This is a genomic window from Bacillus sp. BB51/4 (genome assembly GCF_008368845.1).
Taxonomy (GTDB): domain Bacteria; phylum Bacillota; class Bacilli; order Bacillales; family Bacillaceae_G; genus Bacillus_A; species Bacillus_A wiedmannii.
Genome location: NZ_QOSC01000006.1, coordinates 238,422 through 253,431 on the forward strand (window position 1 = coordinate 238,422; position 15,010 = coordinate 253,431).

A 15,010-nucleotide genomic window follows, 5' to 3' on the forward strand; every position below is an offset into this window, starting at 1 on the left:
GTCAGCAAGCAAAAGTGTATTCTGCATTTCTGAAAACAGTAGATGGCAGATTGTGACCTGCTGAATCTGCTAAGAAAGAATATACAAGAACATCCTTAACATCATCTTTATTTCCACTAATAATAACATCAAGAAAATCTTCTATTTGGAATTCTGGAGTAAATAACACAATCTTAGTTGTTCTGTTTGGTTCTAAAGAAACAAAAGTACGAGAGATTTCAACTAATTCATTTTGAGTTGGGAAAGAAGTGTTTGGACTTCTCTTAACAGTTACCGTTACATTACTAGTATGGCAGCGTGAATCATTGTTTAACATAATGTTGAGAGCAGTTGGAATAATCCCATTTTCAGAAACTGGAACTCGAAACACTCCAGTAGATTTATGAGCCATATAATCACATCCTTTCAAAATAAAATATATTTACAATATATTAGATGCAAGAAACGTTCGTTTTGATAGGGACAAATTATATGATTAATATATCTATAATAACCCTCGGTATTACTAAGACAATGATTTAAAAGATTAACAAATATCGTGAGACCCAATCGAATGTATATTAAAAGTAAAAAGAATAAGGTGTCTAAAAGATTCCCTATTTCGAGCCAATAATGAGACATTATGTTAATCTTATATGTATAGCTGCACAAAATTGAAGAACTTAAGGAGACAGATCAATTTTATGAGAAAATCATTCCTATTACTTACTTTAATTCTAGTATTAGTCAGTGTTACGGCTGCTTGCACAAAAGATAAAAAAGATAGTGCCGTTAAAAATGGTCCAATAGAAGAACCAACCGCAAAAAATGAAAATGAAGAATTAATAAATTTTGAAGAAAAAGAAGATATGAGCCGCTTGGAACAAGGTATTTTATTAGTTGGTGAGAGTGTTAAGGGAGGCTATTACTTGACCGCCGTTAAAAGTGCATATTTAAATGATAGCAACGATTCTATCGTTGTTAATGTCTCTGTAAAAAATGTACGAGGTCAAACGATTGGACTATCAGAATTAAAATATAACTTAAAAGATGAAAAAGACGGAAAGGCCTATGAAGGAAAGATGCTTGATCAAAACCCTTCTGATATACAAGTTAAACCAAATGAAACGGTAGAATTAAAAATAGCTTTTGAAGTACCAAGTACCGCAGATGAATATATGTTTTATATTGAAAGCTCTTTAGATCCTCTAGGAGCACACTGGAAAATCGATAAGCTGCAATCACAAAAAAGCTAAGTCTAAAATACAATTTGATTGAAGAAATCTCTCAAATAAGCAAAAAGTACCGAAAGAAGTCTTCTACATATCAACTATAAAAATCCCCTCCACCACAAGGCAGAGGGGATCTTCACATTCCTATTTCAAACTACCAGCAATCTCCGTAAAGATAACTCCAAGTGCATGCGCACCTGCATCTGGATAGCCTAAACTTCTTTCACCAACTGTACCGGCGCGGCCCATGCGAGCTACGATTTCTTTCGTATACTCTGCTCCTTTAACCGCTGCTTCTGCGCCTTTTTCAAAGGCAGTTTTCATGTCTTCTTCGTTTGAAGCGCTAGCTAACCAAGAGTCTACACATGGAGCAAGTGCGTCAACAAGTGTTTTATCACCAACTACTGCTCCTCTGCCGAACGATCTTTCACCGATAGATTGTATACCTTGCAGTGCTGCTTGCAACACTTCAGCGAATTCTTTCACTGTTAACTCACGCTTCTCGCCTGCTGCTTTACTAGCTGCGCGGAATGCTCCGCCCCAAATTGGACCAGATGCGCCGCCGCAATGTTCCATAATAATCATCGAACAACCGTCAAGGAACGATCCGATAGTAACATTTTCTTGATCTACAATCGAATGCCACTCACGTTTTAATTGCTTAAATCCTTTTGCCACACTCATTCCGAAGTCTCCGTCACCAGCGTGCGTATCTAACTCACAGAACGGTACTTCGTTTTTAATAATAACGTCGCTCATTTTATCAACGAGATAGATCATGTTGTTTAATGTAATGACATTATTTTTAATAACAGCGTGCTCTTCCGCTGTTTCTATTTCGAAGGAAACTTCTTTCTCTTCTGTCTCTTCAAGTACATTCACGTACTCTACACTTTCAACTGGTCCATCTACTTTAAACGCTGGTGTATTACATTCTTTAGATAGTAATGTTTTTAGCTCATCATCTAATTTCATTACTGTTAAAGACATACCGGCCATATCAATACTCGTCATATAATTACCAACGAATACTCTATTAATTTTAATGTTTCTAGCAGCTAATTCTCTCGTAACTGCATTGTTAAATAAGTAAAGTTCTTGCAGTGGTGTTCCGCCAAAACCGTTAACTAGAAGCGCAATTTCTTCGCCATCTTTTACTCCTAAATCTTTTACAAGATCATTTGTCATACGGTTAGCTAGTTCATCTGCTGACAACATTTTTTCACGTTTAATTCCTGGTTCGCCGTGAATACCTACGCCGTATTCCATTTCATCTTCCGCAAGTGTGAAAGTAGGTGATCCGCTCGCTGGAACTGTACAAGAAGTTAACGCTAAACCAATTGTACGCACGTTAGCCGCTGCTTTTTCTGCGACAGCTTTCACCGCTCCTAAATCCATACCTGCTTCCGCTGCTGCGCCGGCAATTTTATGAACGAGAATAACCCCCGCAACGCCGCGGCGTCCTACTGTATACAAACTATCTTCTACCGCAATATCATCGTCCACTTTTACGTAGTCGACTTCAATTCCATCTTCCGTCGCTAAATGCGCACCGTTTTTGAAATTCATAATATCGCCGCTATAATTTTTAATAATTAACAACGTACCTTTTTTACTAGCTGTCTCTTTAATCGCTTGGTATACCTGAATTTGTGAAGGCGAAGCAAACACATCTCCGCACACTGCCGCATCTAACATTCCTTTTCCGACTAGACCTGCATGTGCTGGCTCATGACCACTACCACCGCCACTAATTAACGTTACTTTATTTTCGTTCATTTCTTTTTTCTTAATAACTTTATATTTTTTCAAAAGCTCAAGCTCTGGGTGAGCCATAACCATTCCGTTGCACATTTCCATTACTAATGTTTCTGGTTTGTTTATAATCTTTTTCATTGTGCTTCTCCCTCAATTCCTTTAATATATTGTGATATATTTGAAATCTTCTTCTTACTACTCATGTTAAAATGAAAGCGTTTTATAGTAAACGGACAAAATGGACAATCTGTCTAAAGACACCGCTCTCATTTGTAGGTAGGATTTTCATATTACTAACATTCTAGGGATGATTCAGATGACCTCTTCTATAATTTCTAAAAAGATAATCGCGAATTCATTGAAATATTTAATGGAAACAGAGTCATTTCATAAAATATCAGTGAGCGATATTATGTTACACTGTCAAATGCGTAGGCAAACTTTTTATTATCATTTTAAAGATAAATTTGAACTATTAAGCTGGATTTATAGAGAAGAAACGAAAGAAAACATTATCGACTTTCTCGACTATGAAACGTGGGAAAACATTTTCGATTTATTATTTGATTACTTTTATGAAAATCAAAAATTTTACCGAAATGCTTTTAAAGTCATTGAGCAAAACTCGTTTAATCACTATTTATTTGAGCATACGAAAAACTTATATATGAAGATTATTGATGAACTATCTATGAGCTGTGGATTCAGCCTTTCTGATGAGACAAAAAATACGATTGCCTCCTTTTATAGTCACGGCTTCGTTGGAACGATAAAAGATTGGATTGAAAGCAAATGCGAAGTAGATCCTTCCATTATGTCTTCTCTCATGAAAAATATGATAAACAATCAATTACTACTATTACTGGAACAATCAGCAAAGTAATTAAAGGGTGGCAAAAGCAATGAAAAAGATTATGAATGATGTAGAAAATATTGTTCAAGATATGATGCATGGCTTTTATTTTGAACATAACGAAAAAGTAAATTACGATGAAACAAATAACATCATTTATGTAAAAGATATAGAAAAACTGAAGCAAAACGTTGTTATCATAAGCGGCGGTGGTAGCGGACATGAACCTGCTGATATTGGGTATGTAGGAAAAGGTATGCTTACGGCAGCAGTAAACGGCAATATTTTCACTCCGCCTACAGTGGAACAGATTGTAGCTGCAACCCGCCTCATGCCAAAAGATAAGAGTATTTTATTCATCATCAAAAACTTTAAAGATGACGTAGCAAATTTTTTAGCGGCTAAACAAATCGCTAAAGAAGAAGGAAGACGAATTGACCATATCATCGTAAATGATGACGTTTCAATTGAAGATGATGCTTCGTTTAATAAAAGAAGACGCGGCGTCGCTGGTACTGTTTTCGTTCAAAAAATACTTGGTGCGGCCGCTCTTGAAGGCCATTCTTTAGAAGAATTAACAATGCTTGGGCAATCTGTCATCAAAAACTTACACACATTAGGAGTCGCACTTTCACCTGCAAACGATCCAGTGAAAGGAAAAGATTCATTCACATTAAACGACGATGAAGTTTTTTATGGCGTTGGTATCCATGGTGAAAAAGGTTACCGTAAAGAAGCACTATCCTCTTCTGAAATATTAGCGATCGAACTAATGAACAAACTAAAAAGCATTTATCGCTGGAGAAAAGGTGAAAACTTCGCCATCTTCATTAATGGACTCGGCGCAACACCATTAATGGAACAATACATTTTCGCAAATGATATTCGCCGTTTATGTGAGCTGGAAGGTTTACAGATTACATTCGTAAAAGTTGGTACACTGCTAACTTCTTTAGATATGAAGGGTGTTTCGCTCAGTTTGCTTAAGGTAGAGGATTTGGATTGGGTGAAGTGGTTGAAAGAAAGTACGGAAACTGCTAGTTGGTAATACAAATAGGATGGCTTCAATGGGCCATCCTATTTTTGTACGTAATTCAGCTATTTAAAAAATTCCGCCCTCAATATTACAGCAAATTTATATCAAAAATGTAAATCCTCATTTCCTTCGTATTTTCCTTTATTAAGTCTTTTTCTTATGAATAATTCTGCAACAATTAAATTGGGTACCCACGCTAACCAAGCAATAATAGCGTAACTAAGTTCAAACCGCTCTATTCCAAATAGAACGATAAACAACGGTAGCCAAATTCTTAATGTAACTGCTCCAAAGGTTAAAGAATAATTTCTAATCATCCAATTCCGATGGTCTTTAATTTTTTTATTCTTAACTCTATGTAACGCTTGATATGCTGATGTTAGCCAAAATACGGATAACAAACCGAAACCTAGCTTCGCTACCAATCCTCCCGTAGCATAAAAGGATAGATATAGTCCAGAAACGCCTCCTAATAATATACCAACCATATAGATTCTCCCAACTATTCGATGACGGTTGATATTCCTTTCTCTAAATTTAGTCGATAATGTAAAAGGACCAATTACTAATGCTACTATACTAGTTGTAATATGTATAAATAACATCATATACCAGAATTCACTTAATTTAGATCCAAACATAAGCTTCGCTTTTACAAGTCCTGTTTGAAATCCATCCATAATAAAATATTGGACAACAACATAACCAGATACTAAAAGAGCAAAAAAAGTAAATACAAACCAAATTTTCCTGTTCAAATTTTACTGCCTCCTTATTACATTAAGGAATTAGATTATACATTACTGTTCATTCTAGAGAAAAATAGAAAAGCCTTCTTCATACATAATAAACCCTCAAGTATATCGTTCTATACTTGAGGGTTTATTCATTTATTCCTTCTCATCTCTCATTTTCTTAAATCAATAGTTAGCTCATCTGTAATCTGCTCAAGATGAAAAAATCTTTTTATATAATGGGTATCAGACCATTTCTCTTCTCCACCAATAATAAATAATTCTTGCGCATCATACATAAATGAAAAGCTTGGATAAAAACTGTCAGCCTTTATTTCAATCTCACTAGTACGATTACTGATCATCTTACAGTCTGCTGAATAGCTTAATAACGTATAGAGCGAATCTTGTGCTGATTGGAAGAAATACGAGAATCATTTTATAAACGAGATAGCACAAGAACATAATCACCTCACTAAAGGATGACAGGTCTTCCAAATAAAGCTGGATGATAAATTAACATCGCACCTACAAATGAACACACTAAACAAAAAATAGCCTCGTATTTTATGACTAGAGAGGTGTTAGTATCAAGCTTTTTTTTCTCTCTTTTACATATCATTTTAAATAAAACTCTATATATTAAATACCCAACAATCGCCCCGAGGGTATTCGTAAATAAATCATCAATATCTGTAATTCTATTATTTAGTAATTGATTTAACTCAATTGCCAATGAAAAAAAGAATCCTGCACATACGGTGTTTTTCATTTTTCTAAACTGCGGCCAAATAGTCGGTAATAAAAAACCGAACGGCATAAACAGTACAATGTTTAAAAGATACGTCGTACTACCTGCCGTATCAAATAGAGTCAAGTTAATTTGACTGACACGAATCCACGTTTCATATCTACTTATATCCCATACAGTCGCAATTTGCGTCACCCCATATACTAGCGAAAGATAGAATAGAAAAACATATACCCATAGAAAATGCCGAATAGATACAGTTCTTTTCGCTTTAAAATAAAATCCAATTTGAAACATAATACAAAAAATAATAGTAAAAAAATAAGTATACAAATAACTAATCAAAACTTCTGTATGCATGTAGAATCCCCTAACTTTACATTTTCATCTATGACTTTGTCGTTTTTAGCCTTCTTCTTGATGTAACTCATTTATAGGATAGGAAAAACTTTTAAAATAAAAAGTGGGGTAAACATAAAATTTTTCTTAAATCTTCAGTTTGGTTTTATTATTACTCTTCTTAGGAATCCGCCATTGATAGCTAGGCAACAACATGCTTAAACGTAACAAGATTATCATTTTTGCACGTAATCCTCTTAACACTTTAACCGATGAAGCATATATAAAATCATGTGAATCGTTTGTTCAGTTAAAACATGAAATGAAGAAATATATGACGTACTATAATCATTCTAGATATCAATGGAATTTAAAGAAGATGACTCCTGTTTGCATACAGAAATCACCTTTTTTAGAATGTCCTATTCAAGGGGATCAACTATACCTTCTTCCCTTAAAATCACTAAAACCTATTTACAAATCTATAAAAGTAGATATAATATCCTTATGGAACCTTTATTAATTTTTAAAGCATTGTCAAATGAAACAAGATGTCAAATTTTATCCTGGTTGAAAAATCCAGAAAACCATTTCGATGAAAAACCTTATCTAGAACAAGACCTTAACTTTCAAGTTGGCGTATGTGTAGGAGATATCCAGCTTAAAACTGGCTTAGCCCAATCGGTTATTTCTAGTTATTTATTAACTATGAAAAAAGCAGGCTTACTAGAGTCTGACCGAATTGGAAAATGGACCTACTATCGTCGAAATGAAAAAACAATACGAGAGTTTTCTGAATACGTCCAAAACGAATTATAAAATGAAAGCTAATGATCAATCAGCATACTAATTGATTATTAGCTTTCACACATTCTGCTTTTTTACAGGTATCCAATTACTTTTTTTATAAATTGCACTGCCTATAAAAGCAAGAAACACCGAAAGGAGAAATTTTTTTAACATATCATATCTAGTTATTTAGATATCTGTTATTGTATTTTAAATTACATAATCCTGATAATATTGGCATCCAATCATGCTTATAATAATGCTTCTTTGTTAATGAATTTACTTTCAAAATAATGATACGAATGGAGAGTTTTATAAATGAAAAAAGTAAATCCTTTACTTATTCTGACACTCGCAATAGGTGTGTTCGGAATTATTACTACCGAGATGGGTATTGTCGGCGTATTACCACAAATCACTGAAAAATTCGGAATTTCAACTACACAAGCTGGATTTTTAGTAAGTATATTTGCACTAGTTGTTGCTATTTCTGGTCCGTTTTTAATTCTGCTCGTCTCTAGTATTAATCGCAAAATAATTTTATTAACAGCAATTTTCATATTTGTTATTTCAAATTTAATCTACGCTTATACAACACAATTTGAAATCATGCTTATTTTTCGTATTTTACCGGCAGCGCTTCATCCACTCTTCTTTTCAATCGCTCTTGTAACAGCTGCTAAACTTGTCCCTCCAGAAAAGAGCGGTCAAGCGGTTACAAAAGTTTTCATGGGAATTACTGTTGGCTTTGCTTTAGGTGTACCACTAACCTCTTACCTTGCAGACCAATTTTCACTCGAAATTGCTTTCTTATTCGGAGCATTCGTTAACACTGTTGCATTCATTGGAATACTACTCCTACTTCCTTCTATGCCTGTTAAAGAAAAGATGTCTTTCGGCAAACAAATTCGTATACTCGGCAAACCAGGATTATGGTTAAATATTTTAACCATCACATTCCTTTTTGCAGCCATGTTTTCCGTATACAGTTACTTCGCTGAGTACCTTGCAAAAGTAACTTCCATGAATGGATCTCTCATCAGTATCATGCTATTCATATTTGGTATAGTTATGATTTTAGGTAATCATTTATTTGGTGGTCTCCTACAAAAAAGCATAATAAACACTGTAATATCATTCCCTATTCTATATTCTATTGTTTACATATTGGTTTATTATTTAGGTTCCTACCTTGTTCCAATGATTTTTATAGTATTCATTTGGGGAATCGTGCATGCTGGTGGATTAATTGTTGGTCAAACATGGTTAATAAGTGAAGCTAAAGAAGCACCTGAATTTGGTAACAGTCTATTCGTTTCGTTCTCAAATCTCGGAATTACTTTAGGAACCATTATTGGAGGCTGGTTCATTTCAAACTTAGGTATTCACCAGCTTATTTGGAGCGGATTTATATTCACACTACTCTCATTTCTATTAATTATAATAAAACTAAAATTTTTCAATTCTAATAGCCAGGCTTCATTATCAAGCTAGTACATTGTCAGTTCCAAATTCGATAAAAAACATTATAAATTCTTCTTATACGATTTTATTAACTAAAAAGTATAATGCTCAAAGCCTTTAGCCATAATTACGACTAAAGGCTTTTTTGTATATAAAGTGAAACTTTAATCAGTGGGGGTTTTTCATCCCCCACTGATTATCAGCCCTCACCAATCGGACTTTTATGAGCAGTTGATCCCCCACCTAACTTCTTTGCTTTCGCTGAATTTCGAGGTGGGGATCTTACTGCCCATTAAAGCGGGATAAAAATAATTCTAAAAGGAGCTAATTTTATGGAACATAATCAAAATGGAGTACTTGCTTTAATTGTTTTGTTTTTAGGATTAGTGTTTTTTGTTAGTGGAATGGTTTATCATTTATGGGGTTCTTTTTAATAGTATGATTGTAATCACTCATAAAAACCCTCAAGTATATCGTTCCTTTATTAATTTCAACGTTTAGACAGATACATAATTCCAAAACTAAACCGTTTATTGCAATTATCGATATGGAACATTTTCAAAAACAACTTAACATGGTAAAATAATATTCGGACGGAAGTCCAATATTATTAAAATTAAGATGGTTCAAGTCGGAGAAAGGCACCTTAGGGTGTCTTTTCTTTATTTTCAAAAGGACCTGCTCAATTATTGTGTGAAAAACATAAAGTAAGTTGAATCCATTAAAATACATGAGTGACCCCTTGTTTTCCCCTCTTATTAAAGGAGGAACTATTATGGGATTTGGTGGTAGTTGTAGTAGTAATTGTGGCGGCGGCTTTGCTTTACTAGTTGTATTGTTTATTTTATTGATCATTGTTGGAGCTTCTTGCTTCTGCTAAAAAACTATCGGAAAAGACACTCTTATATGGGTGTCTTTTCTTTGTAATAAAAAGCTCTCTATAAAGGAAGGTTTTTTAGCTTTTACATCCAAATTAGTTATTTACACAGACTTTATTCCTTCGCATCCCTCATACTGTAATACCCTAAATTAATAATAATTAAGAAATACCCACCCATAATTCCAGCTGCAAATGTCCACATGTACTCACGGTGTTCAATTTCATACATAATAATCGCACCGAGTATGGCGGCTGCAAACCGATTCATCATGCCAAGCATTGGTGCTTTTTCTTTTTTTACGATGCTATCTCCGAACTTTTCGATACGCCTTCCTAAAATCCAGGCGCAGTACATACTTACTAAAAGGCCAATGCTTATCCCTACAAACTGGGCTGAGAAAGGTGTCATCAACCATCCCAATAACATCACGCCTAGCAAACAATATATTTGTATGTTGAATGATCTTAATGCCATACGAATCATGTTATGCTCCTTATCTTTCCTATTAATCCCATCTTTCGGACTTCAAGCTTTCCGATATATCCTTTTTAAAATGGGGGAATTTGATTTTGCTCACCATTAAATAAGCGAGTACGCATGTGCCAAATGCCACGGAAACTGGGTTATTTAGGAGGCATAAAATAAGAAGACACATTGCCGCAAATGGAATGGGCATTCCGATAAACGTCGGGAGTTTGCTTTGTTGTGTATTAAATCTAGCAAGCCGCAGCATTCCGCAAACACTATAAACAAGCGCACATAGCATCCCGATAGACTGCAAATCTTTTAACGAGGCACTATATGCAAGAATAGACGGTGCCACACCAAAGGTCACTAAATCCGCAAATGAATCTAGTTCTCCGCCCATTTCCGAAACAGAATCTAGTTTCCGAGCAACCATACCATCAAACAGACCAAATACCATACCTGTAATAATGAACATAACTGCACCATACATATCGTGAACGAAAACAGCGTGAATAGCCAAAAGCCCACACACAAAGTTTGCTATCGTCATCATATTTGGTATGTAACTCATCACACGCTTCTCCTCCTTTCTACTCATTACCTCATCTAAGTTCTTACTCATTACAATCAAGATCCTTCTGTTTTTCTTCCAATATCACTTTATTTATTTTCGTTAACGTATCCGTCATTTGCTCTAAAGCACCGATATCGATTTTTGAAAAGTATTTCTCAATTAATACATCATCTAACTCAGACAACTGCTCCATATACTTACTACCGTTTGGACCAAGTGTAAGGAAATACTCCCTTTTATTATTAGGATTTACTTGTTTTGAAATCATCTTCTGCTTTTCCAATTTCGATAAAACTTGGCTCACAGCGCTTTTCGATATATTAAAAGTAGTCGCAATGTGATTCGCTGTCGTGTTTTCATTTAAATGAATATGAAATAACATACTCTCTTGCTGTCCTGTAAGACCGTACTCATCTTTCAACTCCTGAAATAGTAAAATGTAGAATTCATTATAAGCTCGGTTCATTTCATTAATTATTTCTTTATACGTTCTAGTCATAGCACTCTTCCTCCATGCTGTTATTTTGTTTCATTCAATAGTTAAGTTCACTTAACTTAACTATATTATACCGTTATGTTTGTGTAAAGGGAAATCGATTTCCATGCTTTATTCACAATAAAAAAAAGAAGACATCCATTAAGATGTCTCCTTTTCATACTTAAGACTCCAAACTCTCACCATTCGTCTTAATTACTTCCTTATACCAATCAAAACTTTTCTTCTTCGATCTTTTTAATGAACCTTTTCCTTCATTATCTTTATCAACGTATATATATCCGTAACGTTTCTTCATTTCACCAGTAGAAGCACTTACAAGGTCAATTGGACCCCAGCTTGTATAACCGATAATATCTACTCCATCTTGGATGGCTTCTGACATTTCAATCATATGCTTCTCAAGGTAATCAATACGGTATGCATCATTCACTTCGTCTTCACCATTTAACTGATCGATTGCACCAAGGCCATTTTCAACGACAAATAAAGGTTTTTGGTAACGATCATAAAGTTGGTTCGCTGTAATACGGAAGCCTTTCGGATCAATCGTCCATCCCCACTCTGATTTTTCAAGATATGGATTTTCAACTGAACCGAATACATTTCCGCTCGTTATACTTTTTAATACTTCTGGATCTGTACTTGTTGCTCGGCTTGAATAGTAGCTAAAACCAATATAATCAACTGTATGCTCTTTTAAAATTTCCTCGTCTTCTTTTTCCATTTCAATTGTTACATTATTATCTGTAAAGAAGCGTTTTGCGTATCCAGGATATGCTCCTCTTGCTTGTACATCAATGAAGAAAAATGATTCACGGTCTTGTTCCATCGCACGAAGTACGTCGTCTGGATTACATGTGTACGGATACGTTGCACCTGCCGCAAGCATACAACCGATTTTTGCATCTGGAATGATTTCATGACATGCTTTTACAGCTAACGCACTTGCGACAAGTTGGTGATGCGCTGCTTGATACTGAATTTGTTTTTTATTATCACCTTCTTTAAATGCTAGACCTGCTCCCATGAAAGGTAAATGTAAAAGCATATTAATTTCATTAAACGTCATCCAATATTTCACTTTCTCTTTATATCTATTAAAAATTGTTTTTGCGTACGTCTCGAAGAAGTTTACAAGCTTTCTACTTCTCCAGCTTCCATACTTTTCTACTAAATGCACAGGCACATCGAAGTGAGCCATCGTAACGACTGGTTCAATACCGTGCTTTAACAGTTCATCAAACAAATTATCATAAAACTGTAATCCTGCTTCATTTGGCTTTTCATCTTCACCACTTGGGAAAATACGCGTCCAAGCAATCGATACACGTAACGCTTTAAATCCCATTTCTGCAAACAGTGCAATATCTTCTTTATAACGATGATAAAAATCAATTGCTTCATGTGACGGGTAAAACTCTCCTTCTACCGGTGTAAAGGAATGAATATTTCCTTTCATAATATCCCAACGATTTTCACCAGTTGGTAATAGATCCACCGTCGTTAATCCTTTTCCGTCTTCTACATATGCGCCTTCAACTTGATTGGCTGCAGTTGCTCCACCCCATAAAAAACCTTTTGGAAAATTAACTTTAGACATATAGAAAAACTCCTTTATATAAGAATGAACGAGGAAAGGCATTGTAAGTTTTAAAGAATACCTTTCTTCGTTTGAACCTGTATGAAATGTAACTACTATTTAACTCCTAACTTTAGTAAAGAATCTCCTGCTTGAATCTTTTCTATCTCCGTTTTTTTGATGCTATATTTATCATAATTTGTAACAACAACTGGTGTTGTCACAATGTAACCCGCCTTTTGAATTTCAGCTATATTAAACTCAATAAGTAATTGCCCTTTTTCTACTCTCACTCCTTGTTCAATATGAGAAGAGAAAAATTCGCCATTTAATTTCACAGTATCCATTCCAATATGGATTAATATTTCAGCACCTGAATCCGCCGTAATTCCTATCGCATGATTCGTCGGGAATAGCGCAGAAATCGTACCTGAAACTGGTGAAAACAACTTTCCTTCTGAAGGCTCAATCGCAACTCCTTCACCTAACGCACCTGATGCAAATGCAGCATCGTCAATATTTTGAAGCGACATAACGGCGCCATGGAAAGGACTAAAAATTATTTCATCATCGTTTGATGCAGCGATTTTATTACTTGTTTCCTCTGTTTCTGTAGATGTTTTCTTTTTCGTAAAACCAAATAAGTAAGTTAGAATAAAACCTACTACTAAAGAAACAACCATCGAAACAATTGCGCCCCAAAATCCAGCTGTAATCCCATCTTTTGGACTAATAAATGTCGGAAGCGTAAATATACCAAGTCCGCCTGTCATATAAGCTTGTGTACCAAATACGCCAAGTATTGCGCCGCCAACTCCTCCAGCAATACAGCTCATAATAAACGGCTTTTTAAGCGGAAGTGTAATACCATAAATCGCTGGCTCTGTAACACCGAAAATACCTGAAATAAAAGCTGGAATACTAAGTGTTTTTAATTTCTTGTCTTTCGTTTTCATCCAAACACCAAGCACCGCACCAATTTGAGCAAATGAAGCAGCAAATATAAGCGCTAGTATCGGATCCACACCGTTTACTGCTAAATTGTTATAGCCAATCGGAACGACGCCCCAATGAAGGCCAAATATGACAAGTACTTGCCAGAAAGCACCGAGTAAAGCACCCGCTACTAATGGGCTTGCATGATACACCCAAAGCGTTGCCTGTCCTAAAAACTGCCCTGCCCACGTCGCAATTGGGCCAATAACGAGAAATGTAACTGGTACAACGATTAGTAACGTTAAGAATGGTAGTACAAATGTTTTCACAACATCCGGAATCACTTGCTTTAAAGACTGTTCTACTCTCGCTCCAAAATAAGCAGCGAGAATAATCGGAATAACAGATGATGCATAGTTCATTAAAATAACTGGTATGCCTAAAAACGTAATATGAATTGGTGATTCAAACATCGTTCCTGCAAATAACGTATATAATGGCTCACTTGCTTTTAAACCGGATAAAGCCGGATAGACTAACGCTCCCCCAATTGCCATACCGATGAATGGTGATCCCCCGAATTTTTTACTTGCTGTATATCCTAAGAAGATCGGGAAGAAGTAAAATAACGAATCGCCTACCGCATTTAATATTTGATACGTTCCTGACTGTGTACTTAACCAGCCTAACGCTACAAATAATGCATTAAATCCTTTAATCATCCCAGTTGCAGCTAACACTCCTAAAATAGGAGTGAAAATGCTAGAAAGAATATCTATAAGACTACTCTTTTTCTTATCACTCGCGTCTTCTTCCTCTGTCTCTTGAAATCCTCCGGCAACAATAACCGCTTTATAAACGTCGGATACATGGTTACCAATTACAACTTGATATTGCCCGCCGCTTTTCATAACCGTCACAATATCTTCCATACCTTTCAGTACTTCCGTATTTGCTTTCCCCTCATCTTTTAACTGAAATCGTAAGCGAGTTATACAATGTACAACGCTATTTATGTTTTCTCTTCCTCCAACATGTTTCAATATGTCTTTTGCCAACTGTTCATACTTCATAATCGTTCCCCCTCCTTACAATCATCCCATTTATTATTTTTATAAAAGAAAAAACCTAAACTAAC

General features: G+C 35.2%; 15 protein-coding genes and 2 pseudogenes. 7 read left to right on the forward strand and 10 right to left on the reverse strand.

Going from position 1 to position 15,010, the window contains the following annotated elements; all coding sequences use genetic code 11:
- Position 1: 1 nt before the first annotated feature.
- Positions 2 to 391: a hypothetical protein gene (locus DN392_RS07310; RefSeq protein ID WP_029437700.1), complete on the reverse strand. Its 390-nt coding sequence runs from the start codon at positions 389 to 391 to the stop codon at positions 2 to 4.
- A gap of 292 nt (positions 392 to 683) precedes the next feature.
- On the opposite strand from DN392_RS07310, the gene DN392_RS07315 reads away from it, so the two are divergent.
- Positions 684 to 1,235, forward strand: a complete 552-nt coding sequence (locus DN392_RS07315) for a DUF4352 domain-containing protein (protein ID WP_064471013.1) — start codon at positions 684 to 686, stop codon at positions 1,233 to 1,235.
- A gap of 120 nt (positions 1,236 to 1,355) precedes the next feature.
- On the opposite strand, the gene dhaK is transcribed toward DN392_RS07315, so the two are convergent.
- Positions 1,356 to 3,107 carry a dihydroxyacetone kinase subunit DhaK gene (gene dhaK, locus DN392_RS07320; RefSeq protein ID WP_149237974.1) on the reverse strand — a complete coding sequence of 584 codons (1,752 nt, stop codon included), beginning with the start codon at positions 3,105 to 3,107 and terminating at the stop codon, positions 1,356 to 1,358.
- A 178-nt stretch (positions 3,108 to 3,285) separates the two neighbouring features.
- Here dhaK and dhaS point away from each other — a divergent pair, with 178 nt between their 5' ends.
- Both dhaS and dhaQ read left to right on the forward strand, forming a co-directional pair.
- Positions 3,286 to 3,852: a dihydroxyacetone kinase transcriptional activator DhaS gene (gene dhaS / locus DN392_RS07330; protein WP_000204216.1), complete on the forward strand. Its 567-nt coding sequence runs from the start codon at positions 3,286 to 3,288 to the stop codon at positions 3,850 to 3,852.
- A gap of 19 nt (positions 3,853 to 3,871) precedes the next feature.
- Positions 3,872 to 4,870 carry a DhaKLM operon coactivator DhaQ gene (dhaQ, locus tag DN392_RS07335; protein WP_000723329.1) on the forward strand — a complete coding sequence of 333 codons (999 nt, stop codon included), beginning with the start codon at positions 3,872 to 3,874 and terminating at the stop codon, positions 4,868 to 4,870.
- 92 nt (positions 4,871 to 4,962) lie between these two features.
- Here dhaQ and DN392_RS07340 read toward each other — a convergent pair whose 3' ends face one another.
- The 3 genes and pseudogenes from DN392_RS07340 to DN392_RS07350 all read right to left on the reverse strand — a co-directional run bounded on the left by DN392_RS07340 (position 4,963) and on the right by DN392_RS07350 (position 6,703).
- On the reverse strand, positions 4,963 to 5,616 hold the full coding sequence (locus DN392_RS07340) for a DUF2306 domain-containing protein (RefSeq protein ID WP_001080298.1): 654 nt from the start codon (positions 5,614 to 5,616) through the stop codon (positions 4,963 to 4,965).
- 149 nt (positions 5,617 to 5,765) lie between these two features.
- Positions 5,766 to 6,020 (reverse strand): annotated as a pseudogene (locus DN392_RS07345) (hypothetical protein); the annotation flags it as partial.
- 47 nt (positions 6,021 to 6,067) lie between these two features.
- Entirely contained in the window at positions 6,068 to 6,703 is a 636-nt protein-coding gene (locus DN392_RS07350; RefSeq protein WP_064471011.1) for a VanZ family protein, read from the reverse strand.
- Positions 6,704 to 6,947: 244 nt separating this feature from the next.
- Between DN392_RS07350 and DN392_RS07355 the strand changes: the two are divergent.
- The 4 genes and pseudogenes from DN392_RS07355 to DN392_RS07370 form a co-directional block, all read left to right on the forward strand.
- Positions 6,948 to 7,098 (forward strand): annotated as a pseudogene (locus DN392_RS07355) (IS3 family transposase); the annotation flags it as partial.
- A gap of 91 nt (positions 7,099 to 7,189) precedes the next feature.
- Positions 7,190 to 7,501 (forward strand): ArsR/SmtB family transcription factor, encoded by a 312-nt coding sequence (locus DN392_RS07360; protein WP_149238007.1) that lies wholly within the window; start codon positions 7,190 to 7,192, stop codon positions 7,499 to 7,501.
- A 288-nt stretch (positions 7,502 to 7,789) separates the two neighbouring features.
- A complete protein-coding gene (locus DN392_RS07365) occupies positions 7,790 to 8,965 on the forward strand; it encodes an MFS transporter (protein WP_149237975.1) in 1,176 nt (391 codons plus the stop codon).
- Positions 8,966 to 9,710: 745 nt separating this feature from the next.
- On the forward strand, positions 9,711 to 9,815 hold the full coding sequence (locus tag DN392_RS07370; RefSeq protein ID WP_075310385.1) for a YjcZ family sporulation protein: 105 nt from the start codon (positions 9,711 to 9,713) through the stop codon (positions 9,813 to 9,815).
- Positions 9,816 to 9,927: 112 nt separating this feature from the next.
- Here DN392_RS07370 and DN392_RS07375 read toward each other — a convergent pair whose 3' ends face one another.
- The 5 genes from DN392_RS07375 to DN392_RS07395 form a co-directional block, all read right to left on the reverse strand.
- Complete coding sequence (locus tag DN392_RS07375; RefSeq protein WP_064056335.1) at positions 9,928 to 10,299, reverse strand: ATP synthase subunit I; 372 nt, start codon at positions 10,297 to 10,299, stop codon at positions 9,928 to 9,930.
- Positions 10,300 to 10,321: 22 nt separating this feature from the next.
- Entirely contained in the window at positions 10,322 to 10,906 is a 585-nt protein-coding gene (pssA, locus tag DN392_RS07380) for a CDP-diacylglycerol--serine O-phosphatidyltransferase (protein WP_149237976.1), read from the reverse strand.
- On the reverse strand, positions 10,899 to 11,357 hold the full coding sequence (locus tag DN392_RS07385) for a MarR family winged helix-turn-helix transcriptional regulator (RefSeq protein WP_000198930.1): 459 nt from the start codon (positions 11,355 to 11,357) through the stop codon (positions 10,899 to 10,901). Before DN392_RS07385 ends, pssA begins: the two co-directional genes overlap by 8 nt.
- Before the next feature lie 160 nt (positions 11,358 to 11,517).
- The gene (locus DN392_RS07390; protein WP_000049021.1) at positions 11,518 to 12,957 is read right to left on the reverse strand and encodes a 6-phospho-beta-glucosidase; all 1,440 of its coding nucleotides are present in this window, start codon (positions 12,955 to 12,957) and stop codon (positions 11,518 to 11,520) included.
- A 95-nt stretch (positions 12,958 to 13,052) separates the two neighbouring features.
- Positions 13,053 to 14,945 carry a beta-glucoside-specific PTS transporter subunit IIABC gene (locus tag DN392_RS07395; RefSeq protein ID WP_000873087.1) on the reverse strand — a complete coding sequence of 631 codons (1,893 nt, stop codon included), beginning with the start codon at positions 14,943 to 14,945 and terminating at the stop codon, positions 13,053 to 13,055.
- Positions 14,946 to 15,010: the final 65 nt, after the last annotated feature.

Excerpts from the sequence above, each read along its gene's own strand:
- DN392_RS07310 (WP_029437700.1), bottom strand. The coding sequence starts at position 391 with ATGGCTCATAAATCTACTGGAGTGTTTCGAGTTCCAGTTTCTGAAAAT.
- DN392_RS07315 (WP_064471013.1), top strand. The coding sequence starts at position 684 with ATGAGAAAATCATTCCTATTACTTACTTTAATTCTAGTATTAGTCAGT.
- dhaK (WP_149237974.1), bottom strand. The coding sequence starts at position 3,107 with ATGAAAAAGATTATAAACAAACCAGAAACATTAGTAATGGAAATGTGC.
- dhaS (WP_000204216.1), top strand. The coding sequence starts at position 3,286 with ATGACCTCTTCTATAATTTCTAAAAAGATAATCGCGAATTCATTGAAA.
- dhaQ (WP_000723329.1), top strand. The coding sequence starts at position 3,872 with ATGAAAAAGATTATGAATGATGTAGAAAATATTGTTCAAGATATGATG.
- DN392_RS07350 (WP_064471011.1), bottom strand. The coding sequence starts at position 6,703 with ATGCATACAGAAGTTTTGATTAGTTATTTGTATACTTATTTTTTTACT.
- DN392_RS07360 (WP_149238007.1), top strand. The coding sequence starts at position 7,190 with ATGGAACCTTTATTAATTTTTAAAGCATTGTCAAATGAAACAAGATGT.
- DN392_RS07365 (WP_149237975.1), top strand. The coding sequence starts at position 7,790 with ATGAAAAAAGTAAATCCTTTACTTATTCTGACACTCGCAATAGGTGTG.
- DN392_RS07370 (WP_075310385.1), top strand. The coding sequence starts at position 9,711 with ATGGGATTTGGTGGTAGTTGTAGTAGTAATTGTGGCGGCGGCTTTGCT.
- DN392_RS07375 (WP_064056335.1), bottom strand. The coding sequence starts at position 10,299 with ATGATTCGTATGGCATTAAGATCATTCAACATACAAATATATTGTTTG.
- pssA (WP_149237976.1), bottom strand. The coding sequence starts at position 10,906 with ATGAGTAAGAACTTAGATGAGGTAATGAGTAGAAAGGAGGAGAAGCGT.
- DN392_RS07385 (WP_000198930.1), bottom strand. The coding sequence starts at position 11,357 with ATGACTAGAACGTATAAAGAAATAATTAATGAAATGAACCGAGCTTAT.
- DN392_RS07390 (WP_000049021.1), bottom strand. The coding sequence starts at position 12,957 with ATGTCTAAAGTTAATTTTCCAAAAGGTTTTTTATGGGGTGGAGCAACT.
- DN392_RS07395 (WP_000873087.1), bottom strand. The coding sequence starts at position 14,945 with ATGAAGTATGAACAGTTGGCAAAAGACATATTGAAACATGTTGGAGGA.